At 60.5% G+C, this 17,858-nt stretch carries 17 protein-coding genes; 7 read left to right on the top strand and 10 right to left on the bottom strand.

Annotation, left to right across the window (positions count from 1 at the left end; translation table 11 throughout):
- Nucleotides 1-909 (bottom strand): LysR family transcriptional regulator, encoded by a 909-nt coding sequence (locus OSJ75_RS22200; protein ID WP_267229571.1) that lies wholly within the window; start codon nt 907-909, stop codon nt 1-3.
- Between the two features lie 97 nt (nt 910-1,006).
- Here OSJ75_RS22200 and OSJ75_RS22195 point away from each other — a divergent pair, with 97 nt between their 5' ends.
- Entirely contained in the window at nt 1,007-1,873 is an 867-nt protein-coding gene (locus OSJ75_RS22195) for an SDR family NAD(P)-dependent oxidoreductase (protein ID WP_267229570.1), read from the top strand.
- Nucleotides 1,874-1,908: 35 nt separating this feature from the next.
- On the opposite strand, the gene OSJ75_RS22190 is transcribed toward OSJ75_RS22195, so the two are convergent.
- On the bottom strand, nt 1,909-2,871 hold the full coding sequence (locus OSJ75_RS22190) for a dihydrodipicolinate synthase family protein (RefSeq protein ID WP_250017670.1): 963 nt from the start codon (nt 2,869-2,871) through the stop codon (nt 1,909-1,911).
- A gap of 209 nt (nt 2,872-3,080) precedes the next feature.
- Here OSJ75_RS22190 and OSJ75_RS22185 point away from each other — a divergent pair, with 209 nt between their 5' ends.
- The 4 genes from OSJ75_RS22185 (at nt 3,081) to OSJ75_RS22170 (ending at nt 6,872) form a co-directional block, all read left to right on the top strand.
- Complete coding sequence (locus OSJ75_RS22185) at nt 3,081-3,785, top strand: GntR family transcriptional regulator (protein ID WP_267229569.1); 705 nt, start codon at nt 3,081-3,083, stop codon at nt 3,783-3,785.
- A gap of 190 nt (nt 3,786-3,975) precedes the next feature.
- Nucleotides 3,976-4,590, top strand: a complete 615-nt coding sequence (locus OSJ75_RS22180; RefSeq protein ID WP_267229568.1) for a TRAP transporter small permease — start codon at nt 3,976-3,978, stop codon at nt 4,588-4,590.
- Nucleotides 4,590-5,852 carry a TRAP transporter large permease gene (locus tag OSJ75_RS22175; protein ID WP_267229610.1) on the top strand — a complete coding sequence of 421 codons (1,263 nt, stop codon included), beginning with the start codon at nt 4,590-4,592 and terminating at the stop codon, nt 5,850-5,852. Before OSJ75_RS22180 ends, OSJ75_RS22175 begins: the two co-directional genes overlap by 1 nt.
- Before the next feature lie 24 nt (nt 5,853-5,876).
- A complete protein-coding gene (locus OSJ75_RS22170; RefSeq protein WP_267229567.1) occupies nt 5,877-6,872 on the top strand; it encodes a TRAP transporter substrate-binding protein in 996 nt (331 codons plus the stop codon).
- 66 nt (nt 6,873-6,938) lie between these two features.
- On the opposite strand, the gene OSJ75_RS22165 is transcribed toward OSJ75_RS22170, so the two are convergent.
- From OSJ75_RS22165 to OSJ75_RS22140, 6 genes are all read right to left on the bottom strand, one after another.
- Entirely contained in the window at nt 6,939-7,247 is a 309-nt protein-coding gene (locus OSJ75_RS22165) for a hypothetical protein (protein WP_250017687.1), read from the bottom strand.
- Nucleotides 7,248-7,370: 123 nt separating this feature from the next.
- Nucleotides 7,371-8,921 carry an MFS transporter gene (locus OSJ75_RS22160; RefSeq protein ID WP_267229566.1) on the bottom strand — a complete coding sequence of 517 codons (1,551 nt, stop codon included), beginning with the start codon at nt 8,919-8,921 and terminating at the stop codon, nt 7,371-7,373.
- A 126-nt stretch (nt 8,922-9,047) separates the two neighbouring features.
- Entirely contained in the window at nt 9,048-9,485 is a 438-nt protein-coding gene (locus tag OSJ75_RS22155) for a DoxX family protein (RefSeq protein ID WP_267229565.1), read from the bottom strand.
- A gap of 70 nt (nt 9,486-9,555) precedes the next feature.
- A complete protein-coding gene (locus OSJ75_RS22150) occupies nt 9,556-9,972 on the bottom strand; it encodes a VOC family protein (protein WP_267229563.1) in 417 nt (138 codons plus the stop codon).
- 283 nt (nt 9,973-10,255) lie between these two features.
- A complete protein-coding gene (locus tag OSJ75_RS22145) occupies nt 10,256-11,398 on the bottom strand; it encodes an LCP family protein (protein WP_267229562.1) in 1,143 nt (380 codons plus the stop codon).
- 190 nt (nt 11,399-11,588) lie between these two features.
- A complete protein-coding gene (locus tag OSJ75_RS22140) occupies nt 11,589-11,975 on the bottom strand; it encodes a YciI family protein (RefSeq protein WP_267229561.1) in 387 nt (128 codons plus the stop codon).
- Nucleotides 11,976-12,193: 218 nt separating this feature from the next.
- Here OSJ75_RS22140 and OSJ75_RS22135 point away from each other — a divergent pair, with 218 nt between their 5' ends.
- Nucleotides 12,194-12,403, top strand: a complete 210-nt coding sequence (locus tag OSJ75_RS22135) for a hypothetical protein (protein WP_267229560.1) — start codon at nt 12,194-12,196, stop codon at nt 12,401-12,403.
- Nucleotides 12,404-12,571: 168 nt separating this feature from the next.
- Entirely contained in the window at nt 12,572-13,771 is a 1,200-nt protein-coding gene (locus OSJ75_RS22130; RefSeq protein WP_267229559.1) for an MFS transporter, read from the top strand.
- Nucleotides 13,772-13,829: 58 nt separating this feature from the next.
- Here the strand turns inward: OSJ75_RS22130 and OSJ75_RS22125 are convergent, their stop codons facing one another.
- Complete coding sequence (locus OSJ75_RS22125; protein WP_267229557.1) at nt 13,830-17,027, bottom strand: autotransporter domain-containing protein; 3,198 nt, start codon at nt 17,025-17,027, stop codon at nt 13,830-13,832.
- A 209-nt stretch (nt 17,028-17,236) separates the two neighbouring features.
- Nucleotides 17,237-17,818 carry a DUF1349 domain-containing protein gene (locus OSJ75_RS22120; RefSeq protein WP_250017708.1) on the bottom strand — a complete coding sequence of 194 codons (582 nt, stop codon included), beginning with the start codon at nt 17,816-17,818 and terminating at the stop codon, nt 17,237-17,239.
- Between the last annotated feature and the right edge of the window lie 40 nt (nt 17,819-17,858).

The following is a 17,858-nucleotide window of genomic DNA, read 5'->3' as shown; positions in this document are numbered from 1 at the left end:
TCATCGGTGCCGCAGCAACTGCTTTACCGTGTCGATGAAGGCGCGCAGCTTCGGCTGTTGCTGGGCACGTCGCGGGAAATAGAGGAAAAGCCCGGGCGTTGTGGGCGAACAGGCTTCCAGAACCCGCACCAGCGATCCGGCACGGAGCTCTGCCTCGACGGCAATGTCGGCGACATAGGAGAGGCCGAGATTGCTGACGGCGAATGACGCGAGCAGCGCGCCGTCATTGACGACGATGCTGCCCGGCGGATCGACGACGACGGACGCGCCCTCGCGCTCGAATTCCCAACGATACACGACGCCGGACGACGGAAATCGGTAGCGTATGCACTCGTGCGTTGCCAGTTCTTCAAGCGTGGCGGGCACGCCGCGGGCGGCGAGATAGGCCGGACCTGCGACCACTGACCAGCTGATATCGCGCGTGAGCTTGATGCCGACCATGTCCTGTTCGACATATTCGCCGATGCGAATGCCGGCGTCGAACCCGCGCCCGAGCAGATCGACCGTTGCGTCCTCGATGGCTATCTCGACGGCGACCTTGGGATGAGCCTGCCGGAAGGCCGGCAATACGGGATCGATGATGAGAGGCACCGCCATGCGCGGCACGGTGAGCCGGAGCAGACCCGATGGTTCCTGCTGCATCGCGGCGGCGCTCGTGATGGCGTCGCTGATCTCGGCGGCAGCGGGGCGAACGCGCATGAGCAGCGCTGCTCCGGCTTCCGTCAGGCGGACCCGCCGCGTGGTCCGGACGAATAATGGCGTGCCCAAGCGCGCCTCCAACGCCCTGATCGCCTGGCTTATAGCTGCCGGTGAAACACCGAGCCTGGCGGCGGCGGTGCTGAAACCGGTCGTTTCGGCCACGGCCAGAAAGGCATTCAGCCCGGAGAAGGGGTCGGAAGGCAGTCGCATGATTATAAACTTAGACTAATTAGTCCTGAAATCCAGACGGCATTTATCGATGGAATGAGGTGGTTATCATCCCTTGATTTCAACAGGGATCAACGCCATGACAAACGTCCACGACGAAACCCCGTCATTTCCGCGCCGGCATGTTCTCGCCGGTATGATTGCTGCTGGCGCGATGGCCGGCAACACCGCTGCCGAAGCCGCGTCGGCCGCCACGCCTGCGCTCTTCCATGGCAAGACGATCATCGTCACCGGCGGAACATCCGGCATCGGGGCAGCGACCGTCGCAGCCTTCGCCCGTGCAGGAGCCAAGGTGGCATTCAACGGTCGCAGGGACACGCTTGGCCGCGAGGTTGAAAAGGCACTGCGCGTCGAAGGGGGTGAAGTCAGTTATTTCCAGTCGGACGTGCGCGATGCCGCTCAGATGGAGCGGTTTGTGACGAATGTGGTCGAACGGTATGGCGGGCTCGACGTCGCGTTCAACAATGCCGGCATAGACCTGCCGCCGGCGCCCATCGCCGAGACTGACCCGGTGGGCTTCGACGACCAGATCGCCACCAATCTGCGCGGCGTGTTCCTGTCGATGAAGTATGAACTGCCGCATCTGGTGAAGTCGGCGGGCGCCATGATCAACATGGCGTCGATTGGCGGACGCCACGCTTTCCCGAATATCCTGGCCTATGCGGCTTCAAAGGCAGCAGTCGCTCACATGACCCGCTGTGCGGCGCAGGAATATGGCCGCAATGTCCGGATCAACGCCATCGCACCGGGCGCGATCGAAAGTCCGATGCTCGAACGCGTTCGCCGTGATTGGAAGGTAACGAACGAGCAGCTGGTTGCTCCTTACCCGATGCGCCGCGTCGGCACGCCGGAGGAGGTCGCGGCGCTCGTCATGTTCCTCGCCAGCGGCCAGAGCTCCTATATCAGCGGTCATGTCATCGGCATCGATGGCGGTGACCTCCCGTAGAGGCCTCCGCCAGTGAAGCCGATATGCCGCTTGAATCAGGCCGCCTGTTTGAGGAGATCGCGCTCCTGATTGCTCCAATCGGCGTACCATTTCTGGAACAGGTCGAGCTGAGCCTCGCAATAGCGACGCTGGCTGTCCGACAGCTTGTCGGTCTCGTTGAAATGCAGTTCATATTCCGGGTTTCCGGTCAGCACCATCATGTGCTTGTAGAAGAGCACGAGATCCGGGCCCTCGTCGAAGGAGGAGAGCACGCCCAGAGCCGCTTCAAGCTCGAGCGCGAGTTTGCGCGCCGCGGCATTGCCCGCTGCGGCAGCCTTCGACAATGAAACCAGAAGCTGCACTTCCTTGGGCAGCACGTTGCCGATGCCGGTGATCGCGCCTGTTGCACCGCAATTGACGAATCCATGGAAGACATTGGTGTCGACGCCGACCATGAGCGTGACGTTCTCATCCTTGCTGGTGATGTTCTCCGCGGCATAGCGCATGTCTGAACTGCCGCCAAACTCCTTGAAGCCGATCAGGTTCGGATGTTCGGCGCGAAGCGCGAAGAACAAGTCGGCGCGGGTTGCAAAGCCATAATACGGGCTATTGTAGATGACGGCGGGAAGGTCTGGAGCGGCCGTCAGGATCGCCTTGAAATGGGCCTTCTGCGCCGTGACGGAAGAGCCGCGCGACAGAACGCGCGGAATGACCATCAAGCCTTTCGCACCCACCTCCTGTGCGTGCCTCGCATGGGCCACTGCAACTGAAGTGTTCACAGCGCCGGTGCCGACGATCACGGGGACGCCGGCCTTGACCAGGGCCTCTACACCGGCCATGCGCTGCGCATCGGTGAGAAGCGGCCAGTCGCCCATCGAGCCGCAATAGACCACCGCGGACATGCCGCTGGCGATCAGTTCCTTGCCCTTGCGCACGAGCGCGTCGAAGTCAGGGGTGCGGTCGTTCTTGCACGGCGTCATGAGCGCTGGGATGCAACCTGAAAAGATAGTGTCGGTCATGATTTCTCCTCGTCCTGCCGCCAGTCCGCCGTGGCGGTTCCGCTGCATGATCTATCTGAACTGCAAGCAATATATAACATGTATTCTTTTTGTCGACATCTTTTATGCGCTGAGGCAGAATGATGGTGGAGGACGGGAGGCGGGCGCCGAATGCGCTTGATCCCAAGGGTGCTCTTGCCTATTCCTAGGCTTACATAGAAGGACATGCGATGAACCAGAAACAGGCGCTCCCGTCACCGGACCGGAAGAAGGGCTCGGGGGCCAAGTTCGTCTACGACATATTGCGGGACGAGATCATCAGCCTGCAATTGCCCCCTGGAAGTCCGATCGATGAAAACCAGCTGGCCGAGCGCTTCGAAATGTCCCGAACGCCGATCCGCGAAGCGCTGGTTCGGCTGGGCAGCGATGGCCTGGTGACCGCGCTTCCCAATCGGTCGACGGTGGTGTCGAACATCGATTTCCTCGGGCTTCCGGCATTCTTCGACGCGATGACATTGATGTATCGCATGACGACGCGGCTGGCCGCGCGCAATCGGACCGCCGACGACCTGCAGATCATCCGCGCGCATCAGGAAGATTTCGCACGCGCCGTTCGCGAGCAGAATGCGCTGAAGATGATCGCCACCAATCGCGACTTTCATGCTGCCATCGCCGATGCCGGCCGCAATCCCTATTATGCCAGCCTCTTTGCCCGTCTCCTCGATGAGGGGCGCCGGCTGCTCCGGCTCTATTATTCTTCGTTCGCCGACCGCCTGCCCGAACAATATGTGGTCGAGCATGAGGACATGATCCGCGCCATCGAAGAGCAGGACATCGATCTCGCCGACAGCCTCGCCAGCGGACATGCGGACCAGATCGTCAAACAGATCCGCAAGCTCATCACGGAAGACCGCCGCGAGCAGATCAGGATCTGATCACCGCCGACAACTCCAATACTGCCGATCACGCCGCGCCACGCGACAGGTGCAGGCGTGGCTTTGCCGTCACGCTGGCGGACTGACATCGCCCGGAACCCGCTTTGAACGGCTGCTTGCACGAAAACCGTTGACAGCTCCCGATTGTGTATACTTATAATATACACCAAAAATGCAAAGGGGAATGCGCATGCCTATTGTGGACGAAAGTCCGGCCCGCAGGGGCTTGGCCGACAAGATCACGGCCATATCTCAAGCGGTCCTGAGCCTGGAGAAGTTTCTCGCGGGCGTTTTCATCACCATCCTGCTCGTGCTGATCCTCACCAATGTCGTGACGCGCTTTGCCAAGATGCCGATCTACTGGATCGACGAGGCATCGATATTCTCGATGATCTGGCTGGGCTTCATCGGCGCGTCGGTCATGACGCGGCTGCGCATGGATTTCGCGGTGACGCTGCTGTCCGACAGCCTGCCGCCGGTATGGGTCGGGCGATTGCGGGCCCTGGCCACCGGGCTTTCCCTGTGTTTCGCAGTAGGCTTCATCGTGATGTGCTGGAACTGGATGGACCCGATCGGCATCGCGTCGCATGGTTTCGATCCCAGGGCCTTCGCCGCCGAAAGCTTCAATTTCCTTTACTCCGAAAGGACGCAGACGCTGGAATGGCCCACATGGGTCGTCAATCTCATCCTGCCGATCTTCTCGGTGACATTGACCCTGCACTGCCTCGCCAATCTGCTGGAAGACCTCGGCTTCGCCGAAAAGCGCAAGCAGATGGCTCTCGCCAATGCCGAAGGAGCCGCATGATGATTACCTTTTCGGCAATGGCATTGCTGATGCTGATCGGATTGCCGATCTCGATCGTGCTGTGCCTGACGGCTGTTGCCTATATCTGGCAGACCGACAATTCTGTTCTGTTCGTGTCGTTTCCGACCCAGATGTTCACCGGTCTGGACAGTTATGGGTTGATTGCCATCCCGCTCTTCATTCTCATTGGCGAAATCATGAATGGCGGCGGCATCACCCGCCGCATCATCGACATGGCCATGGCCTTTGTCGGCGCGCTGAAAGGCGGGCTGGCCTATGTCAACCTCCTCGCCAACATGTTTGTCGCCTCCATTCTCGGCTCGGCTGCGGCGCAGGTGGCCCTGATGTCGCAGATGGTCGTGCCTGAAATGGAACGGAAGGGCTACGACAAGACTTTCGCCGCAGGCCTGACCGCCTATGCGGGCATGCTCGGGCCGATCATCCCGCCATCCATCATGTTCGTCGTCTATAGCGTCATCGCGCAGGTCCCCGTCGGCACCATGCTGGCGGCAGGTATCATTCCGGGCCTGCTGCTCTCCGTCGCCTTCTGCGCGATCATCGCCCTGATGGGCTTCATCTACAATTATCCGCGCGGCGAGCGCCTGGCCTTCAGGCGCCGCGTCGAGATCGTGGTGAGCGCGCTGCCGACATTGACGATTCCGCTGATCATCGTCGGTTCCATCGTCACCGGCATTGCCAACCCCACCGAGGCGGCCGCCATGGGCGTCGTCGCTGCCATATTCGTCGGCCGCTTCGTCACCAAGGACCTCAGCCTCGACAAGCTTCCGTCCATGTTCGTCAAGGCGGGCGTGCTTTCCGCCGGCATATTGTTCCTGATCGCCGCTGCGGCGGTCTTCTCCTGGGTGCTCGTATACGGCATGGTGCCGCAGCGCGTGGCCGCATGGATACAGACCATCGCCAGCGATCCCATCATGTTCATGCTCCTGGTCAACGTCATTCTGCTCGTTATCGGCACGGTGATCGACGGGGCGCCGGGCCTGATCATGACGGTGCCGATACTGCTCCCCATCGCCACGGGTGTCTATGGCATCGACCCGGTGCATTTCGGCGTCGTCGCGGTGATCAACCTCGTGCTCGGCTTTCTGTCACCGCCTGTCGGCCTGAACTTCTTCATCGCTTCGGCGGTAACCGGCGCGAAGCCGGGCAAGATGTTCATCGTCACGCTGCCGTTCTTCTTCATCAGCTGCATCATCCTGGTGCTGCTGTCGATCTTCCCGGTTCTTTCGACCTATTTCTCATAACCACACGCGACAAGGAACAAACCAATGCCATTCACTCGGCGCTCATTCATCAAGGCAGCATCGCTCGGTTCGGCGGTGGCGCTTGCTACACCTTCATTGCTTCGTGCCCAGGAATCCAAGGTCTATCGCCTTGGCATCACCACGCCGCCCGGCCATCCCTGGAACATTGCCGCCGAGGCTGTGGGCAAGCGTCTCCAGGAAGAAAGCAATGGCCGGCTTTCCATCCAGGTCTTCCCGTCCAACCAGCTCGGCAATGAAGGCGCAATGCTGCAGCAGATGCAGTCGGGCGCGCTCGATCTCGCCTGGATCATGACCGCGGAGCTCGGCTCGCGCATTCCGCAGATTGCCGCCATCAATGCGCCCTGGCTGGTGACGAGCACCGAAAATGTCGCCAAGCTCGTCCGTCATCCCGTCGCCATGAAGCTGCTCGAGGTGCTGCCGGTCGAGACCGGAACGATCGGCCTCGGCTATGGCATCACCACGCTCCGCGTCGTGTTCACCGGCAATGTGGTCAATGGTATCGAAGACATCAACGGCATGAAGCTGCGGATCAACACCACCCCGGCCTATCGTGACTTCTACCAGCTTCTGGGTGCTGCGCCGACGCCTATTCCCACACCGCAGGTATTCGACGCGATGTCCAATGGCCAGGTGGACGGCCTCGAGGCGGATCTCGATCTGTCGTGGAACCAGCGCTACGACAAGGTGGCGAAGACCATGCTGCGCATGAACGCCATCTTCATGCCATGCGTCGCACTGGTTTCGGCACGGGTCTGGAAGAACGTACCGGAAAGCGACCGCGCGCTGATCACCCGCCTGATCCAGGAAGAACTAGCGAAACAGGTGGATGCGACGGTGGCGAACGAGGCGGCCTTGCTGCAGAACTTCAAGGATACCGGCATCAAGATCGTCGATGTCGACCTCAAGAACAGCGCCGATATCATCAAGGCATATGATGAAATCTGGCTTCCAAAAGCGCCGATCCTGAAGGAGCTTCGCGAAGTGGGCGCCTCGCTCTGATCTGAATGCGAATATCGAGGTCCCGGCGCTTCCGGACCTCGATTTCGGTTCGCCCGTGATTGGCCGTTACTGGTAGAGCGGCTTGGCGCGGCTGTTCACATTGTCGCTCTGCGGCGGGACCGGCCCATACTGGCGCACGGTTCCGTAGCGTTTATTGCGTACTTCGACGCCACCGCCTTCAAGGACCGTATAGACGACGTCGCCATTCTGCGAGGTGACGCTTTCACCGGGCGTGCCTTCGCCGCGGATGATCTTGTTTATCCTGTCGAGAGTGGAAAGTTCAGCTGAACGCTTTGGCGCCGCATGGGCATCGACGCCGGCAAGGGCGCCGTACACCAGCGACACCGCGAATATGGTACTGATCACCTGTCGCATGTCTGGTCTCTAGAATCCGGAAAGTTGCGGATACAACCATATCGTCAGCTTGGTTGCATAGCCATAGCGCAGACGTACACATGCTGCTAGCCATGGTCACCCTCCTTAATCAGTGGGCCGCAATCAGTGGGCGGCGACGCTCGCCTCGTCGATATGGGCCGTCGCATAGACCTTGCGTGCGATGGCCGCCAGTAGCAGCAATGTTATGGTTGCGACGGCGCAGCAGACGGCAAAGCCGAGCGAGAAGCCTGTCCGCGCCGTTTCCAGCCAGGCCGGAGCCACGGCGTTGCCCATGGTCTTCGCGACCTCGACCGCACCCGTCAAGGTGGTCGATACCGCCAGCGCCTGCGCGCTGCTCAGCCCCGCGAGATCGACGCCTTCCATCGTCATGCGATAGACGATGGTGCCGATGCTTCCAAGGATAGCAACACCCAGCGCGCCGCCGAATTCCGCGCCGGTTTCGGATATGGCCGAGGCAGAACCCGCACGCTCGGGCGGAGCCGTGCCGACGATCAGGCCGGTCGTGGTCAGGATCACGGGCACGAAGCCGAGGCCGACCAGCATGCTTGCACCAAGGACGCCCAGCAGGCTCTCCGAATAGGCGGCCATCGCCATGACTGCGGTGCCGAGGGCATTGACCACCAGGCCAAGCAGAATGGTCTTGACCTGCCCGAAGCGATTGACGACGCGATAGGCCTGGAGCGACATCACCGTGAATACGAGCGCCGACGGCACGGACCAGAGCGCGGCCTCCAGCGGCGACAGGCCCAGCACCAGCTGCAGGAACAGGTTCTGGAACAGGAACACGCCGAAAACGAAGAACACGCCGGCGAGATTGACCATCAACGAGGCCGTGAATGCCGGTATGCGGAATAGCGCAAGGTCGATCAGCGGATGCGCAAGCTGTTTCTGCCGGCGGACGAACCAGACGCCAACCAGCACGCCAACCGCGATCGGCACCAGCTGCGTTGGCTCGAAGCCATAGGCGGCCATGTGCTTGAAGCCGTATATGACCGGCAAGACCGTCGCCAGCGAGAGAACAACGCTGAGAAGGTCGAGCTTGCCGCCTTCGTCATTCTTGTATTCCGGCAGCAGGAACGGTGCCGCGATGAGCAGCGCGGCCATGATGGGGATATTGATCAGGAACACCGAACCCCAATGGAAATATTGCAGCAGGCCGCCGCCGATCAGGGGTCCGACCAGGCCGCCCAGGGCGAAGGCCGTGCCCCAGATGCCGATGGCGCGCGTCCGTTCGGCCTCGTTGTGGAAGAGGTTGACGACCAGCGACAGCGTCGAGGGGGCGATCGTCGCGCCGGCAATTCCGAGCAGCGCCCTCGCGATGATCAACTGCTGAGCCGTACTGGAAAACGCGGCCAATGCCGATGCCACGCCGAAGGCGAAGGCACCGACGAGCAGGACGCGCCTTCTGCCTATGCGGTCTCCGAGCGTGCCCATCGTGACGAGGAAGCCGGAGACCATGAAGCCGTATATGTCGTTGATCCAAAGCAGTTCCGACGCAGATGGATCGAGATCGGCCATGATCGCGGGCATCGCCAGGAACAGCACGGACAGGTCCATGGAATAGATCAGGCAGGCGATGGACAGCACGCAGAGGCCGATCCACTCGCGGCGCCCCGCAAGTTGTTCGCTTCTCGCTTTCAGGTTCTCATGCATGAATCGCCTCCCGATTCTCGAATATTGCGGTTCCGCGAACCGATGCCGGCATTCGGCGCAGCATGGACATGCTGATTCGCCCGGGCCGTCAATCGCTATCGCGATCCTTGTCGATTGCCAACCGGCCTATCGTGCGCGCACGAGGCCGGCAGGCTGGGCTGCCTTTGCGGAGACAGGCTGCGAGCGGAACGGAAAGACCGCCCTCAGGCCGGCATCGCGCAGCCACAGGCCGCCCCACATGAACAATCCGAGATAGAGACTGAAGAATACATGGCTGAACAGCGGGCTTTCGGCCCTGATCTGCGTTGCCATGGCTCCGCCCAGGATGCCCATCATCAGCACGGCTCCGAGAACGCTCGTGCGCGGTATGAGATAGAGCACAAGACAGCCCAATTCGATAAAACCGATCAAATAGGAATAGCCCGCCGGCCATCCGAGCTGCGCCAGCGTATCTTCGGCGACGGGCAGGCCCAGCAATTTGGGCGATATGGACGCTGCGAGCATGAACAGGGCAAAGAGCCCTGTCAGAATTCGGCCCGACCAGAGCATGGTGGATGCGTTCATGATCTTACTCCTTGAAGTGCAGTGATGCGGTCGGGCCCGTGGCTCGCGCAATGCGTGTTTCGGTTGGGTATCAGCTCGCGTCGGCAGGCATGCCCGCAGGATCCATCCAGACCAGTTCCAGGACATGGCCATCCGGGTCCTCGACGGCGCGGTTGTACATGAAACCGAGATCCATCGCGGCGCGCACGTCGATCTTGCCACCGGCGGTTTTTGCCGCCTCGACGAGCCTGTCGACGTCCTCGCGACTATCCAGGGAGAGGGCGATCATCGCCCCGACGGCGCCGCGCGGATCGGCGATGGGCTTGTGGCTGAACGATTTGAAATAGTCGCGGGTCAGCAGCTGGAACGTGATCACATCCGACCACATCATGCTCGATGCGCGCTCGTCGCTGAACTGTTCGTTCTTCTGGCAGCCCAGCATCTCGTAGAAGCGGGTTGCGGCAGCGATATCTTCAACAGGCAGGTTCAGGAAAATCATCTTCGGCACGGTAGCTACTCCATTTTGCGTTTCGTTCTGCAACCAGTGACCCGAATCTGAAGTTCACGACATTATTGCAGCAGCGTCAGGTGAACTTCAGGTTCGAGAGGGTCACTAGCAACGATATGTTTCCAGTGTGGTTTCGGAATTGAAATATGCTCCGGCACCAGCGCCTAGAGAGGCATATTTCAATTCCATCACACTAGGACGGTCGAGGGAGCGCCGATCCTACACATCTGGAAAATTATTTCGAAAGATTGCTGCCGCAGGCGGAAAAGTGCCGCGAGAAGCGTTATCCGCTGACGGAAGTCGAGCAGGGAGTGTCCGAAGCTTTCGCCTCGGAGGCCCGGGGTGCCGGTGCGGTGCCAGCCGGTCGCAGGGCGACGGTTCTGTCGGGAGCTCTTATTTCAGGCTGGGCGATGGGCTGGTCGTTGGCGATTGACCGAAACAGTTTTCTTGCCGGCGTCGCGCGCCATTCAACCCGGCCGGGCTGGACCGCCGAATAGCGCCACGGCGTGGTGATGAACTGGAAATGCTCGACCGACAGCAGGGAAAAGGCCAGCTGCCTCATCACGCCGGGGGTCATTCCGGGGTCGGTGCTGATCGAACGCGCGACGGCATTCAGGAACCCGACCAGCCGTAACGGATTGAAGAGGACGCCGCTGCGGACCCTTTTGACGATGGCGGCGCCGAAAGCGTGCTGCCGCTGTATCCTGCCGATATCGGTGCCATCGCCGATGCCATAGCGCGCCCGCACATAGCCAAGCGCCTGTTCGCCCCGGAGGGTTTGCCAACCGGCGGGCAGATCCAGCTGGCTATATTGATCCCGCACCGCTTGCGGCAGGCAGACGCTTACGCCGCCAATGGAGTCCACCACGGACTTGAATCCATTGAAATCCACCATTGCCGCATGGTCGATATAGACCCCCGTCAGCTTCTCGACCGTCTTCCAGAGGCAGCCGACGCCGCCCGAGCTGAACGAGGAGTTGATCATGCCGAGATGCTTCTTCTGCCCCGACCAGCCATCGCCTGATTGGCAGGCCGGCAGCTGGATCAGAAGATCGCGCGGAAAGCTGATCACCGTCGCCTCGCGGCGTTGGCTCGAAACATGGGCAAGCATGATCACGTCGGCGCGCTCGCCATCATAGGCGCCGTATTCGGCATTCATGCCGTCGCGTTCATCCGAGCCGATCAACAGGATGTTCAGCGAATTGGTATCGGTCTTGACCGGCCGGGCATCACCAAGGTCCTCAGACACAAGCGCGATATGACTGAGATTGGCCGTGATCGAAAGATATATGCCGCAACCGGCGAGGAATATTGCGAGCATCGCGACGCCGGCAATCGCGAGCGACAGGCGGAGCCGGCGTCTTCTTTGGCTGGAGATGGCCGGATTTGTGGATTTCGATGGTTCGCCGGTCGACTCGCTCGTCACATTGTTCTCCAGCACGGGGCCGACGACACCCGGTGCAGCAATATTCGCCGGGGGCGGTTACCCTGCCGGCTGGAATACTAAACATACCTCGATGAAAGGCAAGATCGCTGGGAAAGGCAAGATCGCTGGGAAAGGCAAGACAACCGGGAAAGGCCAGACAACCGGAAAAGGCCAGATCACCCGCAAGCCGTTACGCTTGCACTTCCCCGTCGGACAGGGTCGCACCTTGACGGTAGAGCATGACTGGACGGACCTCATAGGTTGCGGTCGGATTGGCGCGGCGAAGCTGCCGTGCCACGTCGATTGCGGCATCGAGCGACGGGCGCTCCACGACATAGAAGCCGAGAAGCTGTTCCTTGGTCTCCGCAAAGGGACCGTCGGTTATGAAACCTTCGCCCTTGCCGCGCAGCGTCGCGGCTTCGCGCGTCGGTCCGAGCCGGGCACAAGGGCCCATGGTCTTGTCGCTGATCAGGCGTTGATTGACCTCGAGCAGTTCCTCCATGAGTGCGGAATCTTCCTCTTTGGTCCAGGATGCGACTATTTCTTCCTCGTGATAGGCCAGTATCGCATAGAACATGAATTTCCTCCCTCGCGGTACGACGCTCCGCCGTCCGATATTGGCGCCGACTCCAAACTGATCCTGCCGCGACCGTCAACCCGTATTTTGGTGGCATTGATGCGCCGCACATGCGTCCGCCGCCCTCAAAGTTTCAAACATTGGTCACAATGCAGACCAACGGCTGTCATCAGCTGGCAGTAGCTTGCTGCCACACAACATGATGAAGGATAGCGACGATGGCAAATTTGGACCCGACACTGGATGAATTGCTGGACGACCCGATCATCCGCCTGGTCATGCAGAGCGACGGGGTCGCGCGCGAAGACGTGCGGCTTGCAATGAACGCGGCGAAAATCAGGTCCGCCATCGCAGACGCCGGCATATCGGACGCCGCCTTGCGCTACTCCAACAGCGCCATCGCCTCTGCCTGCTGCTCCTTCCGTTGATACAGATCCGGCGGGCATTGCGCCGGTCGTCGAGGTCCATCGCTGTCCGGCCTGAGCCCGGATAGGCCCGCTTGATCGTCGTCATGCCGGTTGACGGCTTTGTGAACGGCCGCACAGCCGGTGAAGTGCTAGGAATGCCCCCGGCGATTGCGTCGAGAGGGGGCGCCAATGATAAATAACCAGATGCACCGGCAGGTATTCCTGCTCGCCACCGCGCAAGCACTGTTCCAGACCACATCGGTGCTGGTCGTCACTGTCGGTGGTCTTGCGGGCGGAGCGATCACCGCCCGGCCGGAACTGGCGACGCTGCCGGTAGCGGCCATGTTGCTCGGCACTGCCTGTGCCACCTTTCCAGCATCGATGTGGATGGCGCGCGTAGGCCGGCGCACGGGGTTCATTACCGGCGCCGCTCTCGGTGTTGCCGGCGGCGTGCTTGCCGCACTCGGCATCTGGCTGGGCTCGCTGCTGCTGCTGTCATTCGGAACCCTGCTTGTCGGCGCCTACCAGGCCTTCGCGCAATTCTACCGCTTTGCCGCCAGCGAGGTCTCCGACGAAGCTTTCAAGTCCAGGGCGATATCGATCGTTCTCGGCGGCGGCGTAGTCGCCGCCCTGGCAGGACCGATGCTCGGCCAGATAGGCGGGCCCATCCTGCAGCCGGAATATGCCGGTTCGTTCCTCCTTCTGTCGCTTGTCTCGCTGATCGCCGCCTGCCTGTTGACGGGATTGAAGGTACCGGCGGTGCAGGCCGTGGCCGAAAACACCGGTCGTGGCCGGCCGCTGGCTCAGATCGTGTTTCAGCCCACCTATTTCGTCGCGCTGTTCGGCGCGGTCACGGGTTATGGCATCATGATCCTGGCGATGACGGCGACACCCATCGCCATGACGCATCATGATCATGACCTGGCAAGCACCGCGACGGTCATCCAGTTGCACGTGCTCGGCATGTTCCTGCCGTCCTTCGTCACCGGATCGCTGATAGCCCGGTTCGGTGTCCTGCGCATCATGCTTGCCGGCCTCGCCCTGCTTGCAGGACACGTGCTCATGTCGCTCAGCGGAACCGGCTTCAGCTCGTTTGCGGGTGCTCTCGTCCTCCTGGGGATAGGCTGGAACTTTCTCTATATCGGCGGAACGGCCCTGCTGACCGGCACCTATACGGCTGCCGAGAAAGGGCGCGCCCAGGCGACCAATGATATGACGATCTTTGTCGTTGGTCTTGCCTGTTCGTTCGGCTCCGGGGTCCTGCTGCAATATGTCGGGTGGCAGGCGCTGAACATGCTGCTCCTGCCATGGATGGCGATTGCCGCGCTGGCATTGCTCTGGCTCGGCTATCGCCAGCGCCGTGTGATGGAGCCGGCCGACGCCGGCTGAACAGAGGCAGCGATTGCTGCCGGTCGGCTTGCTGCACGCTTACAGCTGCCCTCCAGTCTCAGAACCGCACTGCAACCTCTGCGGTGATGGAATTGTCGTTGGCGCCAGTGGAATAGCGGCCGGTATAGCCAAGGCCGAGTGTCGTCCGCCTGCCTATGTTGACGTCCAGTCCCGCTTCGAGGTTGAGCGCATTCTCCGCGATTGGCAGGCCGCTGACGGTGAACGGCGCGCCCCCCGCAAAGGCGTAGCGGCCTGTTGGCACGACATCCCCCAATGAATGCTGCCAGCCGAGCATGCCATGGCCGACAATGCTGATCATTTCATTGACCGCGAAAGTCCGCGAGGCCCGGAGGCCGAGTGTCGTCGTCACGTCCGACGTGCCGGGCAGACCAGACAAGGCCGTGGGGCCGCCCTGTTCGGCAAAGCCCTCGGTCTTCATGTGCGCATGGCTGACGCCGGCAAATGGCTCGAACACGGCAAATGGCGTGGCGATCGTGTAACCGACCTCGCCGAAGAACTGAGCCGTCTGCGCACCAAAGGCGGCCTCGTTCTTGTCGATAATGCCGAACCATTGGGCCGTGCGGCTGCTCTCGATGTCATGCTGTGCCAGATTGACGCCAAAGCGAAGGCCAAGCGCGTCCCATTGGGTGCCGGCATAGACACCCATCTGGTAGCTGTCCACATTGGCATTGCCCCTGGCCGAATTCAGCGATGTGTTGCCGTATCCAGCCATGAGGCCAAGCCGCCAGGTGTCGGCCACGATGCCATCCAGACCGGTAATGAGCCCGCCGCTTCTGCCCGTTTGACCGGAAGCATTGCCGTCGCCATCGACACTGGACCAGGTTCCGTAAGCCTCTCCCCAAAGCGTGACGGTGCCAGCGGGCCTGTTCTTCGGGTCGATGCTTGCGAAAGCCTGTGCCGACGTGGCGCCTGGAACAGGCGCATAGGCGAGGGGTGCAGTTGTCGGTTGTTCTTTCGCTGCAACGCCACCGAAAGCGCCGCGGACCCGGTTCGTCACCGCGTCCGATGCGAAATGACCAGCCGTCATCACCGCCCCGCCTACCGTGGCGTTCACTTCGCCGCTGAGCAGGTCGTAATTGGCCGCATCTTCGATCTTGGAGAAGAGCAACTTGTTGAACAGCGGATTGCCGAGGCCGAGCGATTTGACGGCCTCGCCGACCGCATTCTGATTTTGGCTGTCGGCACCGGCCAAATTCAGTTCCTGCGCCCCGGCGATTTCTTCCACCGGGTTCTGTTTCTCGTTGTCTATGCCGGCCACGGCCGGTTCCTGCACCAGGTGGAATCCCAGCAGCACGTCCTTGTCGGTATAGTCGAGCTTGGCGCGGACATATCTGTATTGGGGCGTGACCGTTTCGAACGTGCCCTTCAGTTCACCCGCGGTCAGAACGGCGTACCGATTGTCGAACAGTCCCTTGATCTGGTCCTCGCTCAGCAGCGCCGGTTCATCGACCATCCGGACAGCCACCGTTCCACCGTTGATGGTGGCTGTCTTGCCGACCAGGATGCGATCGGCTGTGGTCTTGTCGGCGGCAATCTCGATATCGAGCGTGCTGCCCGAATCAAAGATGGCGTCATCCCGTACGTGGAACTCGCCGACCGAATTGCCGGGTGAAACCGTGCCGCCGCGGGAGACATGCAGTCCGGCGACAGTGCCGACGCCGTTCAAATGGCTGCGCACATCCACAAGCCCGCCGAGCGTGCCATTGACGGTAAGCATGCCATCGCCCGCGACCGTCGTGCCGGTGAAGCTCTGTGCAAAATCGCCATCAACCGTCAATCGTCCGGGTCCGGCCTTGAACAATTCTCCGCTACCGGAGAGTCCGCTGGACAGGGTGACATTGTTCGACTTGTCGCTGATATCCAGCGTCCCGCCGCCTGCTTCTATTGCCAGCTCCCGGCCGAGACGGGTAAATTCGCTACCGTCGATGCGCAACTTCCCCTTGTCCAGGCGCAGCTTGGCGCTTGATGGACCGAGGGCGGCATCCTCGGTCACAACCACGGTACCATTGTCGGCGACGAGGACTTCGTCGATGAAGCTGTGATCGTCGATGCAATAATCCTGTACGGACTTGGCGTAACGCGCATTTCCGCCGGCGCAATCGAGTAGCGTCTTCTTCTCCGCCTCTGTCAGGTCTTTCAGCTCATTCGGGATGATCGGAAGCGGCGGAGGATTCGACGAATCTTTTTCCACGATTTGCCCCAGATAGACGTCCCGGCGCAGATTGTTGCGTGTCAGATGGAAGATGCCGGCATTTTCGGCAAATGTGGAAGCATTGCCGTTCCAGGCCAGGCGAACCTTGTATTGCTCGCCTTCGGCGGTTTCGTCATATTTCTGCAGGATAGGCCCAACCCAGCGCAGATTGTGCGCGAAAAGAGCATGATCCGATAATTTACCGTCGCGTTCCGGCTTGTCGATGATGCCGACATATTGGTCGTCCGGCCGATCGTTGATGACATACCATTTGGCGAAAGGTCTCGCCGGCATGATATGGTCGATCTTCACGCGGTCCCACCCATTCCAGCCTTTTATGTCACCATCGCCCGCCATGGTTGGCCAGGTATAACGTCCATCCTGCAATGCGTGGCTCTCAAACAGCTCTCGCTCGCTGTCCGTCTGGACGAGCTGATATTGGTGCTTGAAGGTATTCAATGTTGTCGGTTCATTGCCTGCCTTGGGATAGGTGGCTCCTTGCGGCAAGCCCTGCTCTGAAACGTCACCCGCATTGAAATCGCCAACAAGAAAAGTGGGCAGTTTCCTATCGCCAGCCCACGACACGAGCTGCCTTGCCTGATCGAGGCGGCTTGTTGGTCTGCCTGGGTTGAGGTGGACCGAAACCATCGTCGTTTCCGGCCTTTCCTTGGTTCCATCAACAATAAAATGACGTCCGTCCCCAAACGTTGACGCCCCGGGCGGTGTATTGGTGCCTATGATGCCGGGCAGGCGACTGATAACAGCGTCACCCGAGGCCGGTTGCGCACCCCGATAGGTATGGACCGATTGTGCTTCGTTCAAAGCCGTTTTCATCGACGCTAAGATATATACTTCCTGCAGCGCGATCACGTCGAACTTGCCGTTGAGAAAGAAGGTCACGATCTCTTTCAACGGGGCCGTTGCGAAAAAGTCCACATTATAAGTGAGGATCTTAATCGAATCCTCGGCACTATTGCCGTGCGTTATACCTGCGAGGAATGAAAACAATATCGTCGTGCAATAAAGAATATTATTCTTTTTCATAATGAAACCTGAAAACAATAAAATATAAAAATGCAGGGAAAATCTGCCGTCGAAACTATCGCTCGTTCCTAGCGCAGGAATGTATAAGTTTAGTGACAGTCCGCTCCGACGCCGGACAAACCGCTCGGCGTTTGACGAGCGAGTGGGATTCGTCGATATGCCGCGGCGTGTCGTCCGGGCACCCTCGACGTTGCGGTCAGTTCCAGTCGCTAGTCATGCAGCCGGGCTTCGATAGGCGGCCCTATGACGAGATCGCTGAACGTGACCTCGAAACCCTCGCGCTGCGGAGAACAGCCCATGATGCCGACGCAAACCGTTGCCGACGGTGGAAAATATGCAAGGCGCACGGGCATCCAATGGCCGGTGGCGGCATCGAGATACTGCACGCGCACGGCTTCCCTGTGGCGGGTGAGCCTTATCCTGACGTCGGCGGTGCTGGCCGGGATCTGCACGAGCGACCAGTCGGAAGCATCATTGGTGACGACGACGGAGAGATACATGGTGCCGTCGGTGAACTCGATGCCGGCCTTGATCCAATGCGTCTCGCTCAGCCGCATCATCAGGCCGGCCTGATCGTAAAGGGCCTCGTACTTGCCGTTTATGGTCACTTCGGCGGTGAAGTCGCCACTCACCGCCCTATGGAGGAAATGACCATTGTCGCGCCAGAAACCATAGAAGGTCTCGCGCCAGAAATCCGTGTCCTTGCCGGTTCTCATCTCCAGTGCGTCGCCCGCGATCCGGTAATGCGGCGGTTCATTCAACCAGGTCAGTTCTTCGAAAGGGCCGGGCATTTTCATCTCCAGGGCTGCGCTCGATGCTTGCGGCCCATCT

Source organism: Phyllobacterium sp. 0TCS1.6A (assembly GCF_026420825.1).
GTDB lineage: Bacteria > Pseudomonadota > Alphaproteobacteria > Rhizobiales > Rhizobiaceae > Phyllobacterium.
Note: the sequence above shows the minus strand (reverse complement) of the source record. Positions and strands in the feature narration are given on the sequence as shown.

Excerpts from the sequence above, each read along its gene's own strand:
- OSJ75_RS22155 (WP_267229565.1), bottom strand. The coding sequence starts at position 9,485 with ATGAACGCATCCACCATGCTCTGGTCGGGCCGAATTCTGACAGGGCTC.
- OSJ75_RS22120 (WP_250017708.1), bottom strand. The coding sequence starts at position 17,818 with ATGCCCGGCCCTTTCGAAGAACTGACCTGGTTGAATGAACCGCCGCAT.
- OSJ75_RS22190 (WP_250017670.1), bottom strand. The coding sequence starts at position 2,871 with ATGACCGACACTATCTTTTCAGGTTGCATCCCAGCGCTCATGACGCCG.
- OSJ75_RS22170 (WP_267229567.1), top strand. The coding sequence starts at position 5,877 with ATGCCATTCACTCGGCGCTCATTCATCAAGGCAGCATCGCTCGGTTCG.
- OSJ75_RS22125 (WP_267229557.1), bottom strand. The coding sequence starts at position 17,027 with ATGAAAAAGAATAATATTCTTTATTGCACGACGATATTGTTTTCATTC.
- OSJ75_RS22185 (WP_267229569.1), top strand. The coding sequence starts at position 3,081 with ATGAACCAGAAACAGGCGCTCCCGTCACCGGACCGGAAGAAGGGCTCG.
- OSJ75_RS22180 (WP_267229568.1), top strand. The coding sequence starts at position 3,976 with ATGCCTATTGTGGACGAAAGTCCGGCCCGCAGGGGCTTGGCCGACAAG.
- OSJ75_RS22175 (WP_267229610.1), top strand. The coding sequence starts at position 4,590 with ATGATTACCTTTTCGGCAATGGCATTGCTGATGCTGATCGGATTGCCG.
- OSJ75_RS22130 (WP_267229559.1), top strand. The coding sequence starts at position 12,572 with ATGATAAATAACCAGATGCACCGGCAGGTATTCCTGCTCGCCACCGCG.
- OSJ75_RS22195 (WP_267229570.1), top strand. The coding sequence starts at position 1,007 with ATGACAAACGTCCACGACGAAACCCCGTCATTTCCGCGCCGGCATGTT.
- OSJ75_RS22135 (WP_267229560.1), top strand. The coding sequence starts at position 12,194 with ATGGCAAATTTGGACCCGACACTGGATGAATTGCTGGACGACCCGATC.
- OSJ75_RS22160 (WP_267229566.1), bottom strand. The coding sequence starts at position 8,921 with ATGCATGAGAACCTGAAAGCGAGAAGCGAACAACTTGCGGGGCGCCGC.
- OSJ75_RS22200 (WP_267229571.1), bottom strand. The coding sequence starts at position 909 with ATGCGACTGCCTTCCGACCCCTTCTCCGGGCTGAATGCCTTTCTGGCC.
- OSJ75_RS22140 (WP_267229561.1), bottom strand. The coding sequence starts at position 11,975 with ATGTTCTATGCGATACTGGCCTATCACGAGGAAGAAATAGTCGCATCC.
- OSJ75_RS22165 (WP_250017687.1), bottom strand. The coding sequence starts at position 7,247 with ATGCGACAGGTGATCAGTACCATATTCGCGGTGTCGCTGGTGTACGGC.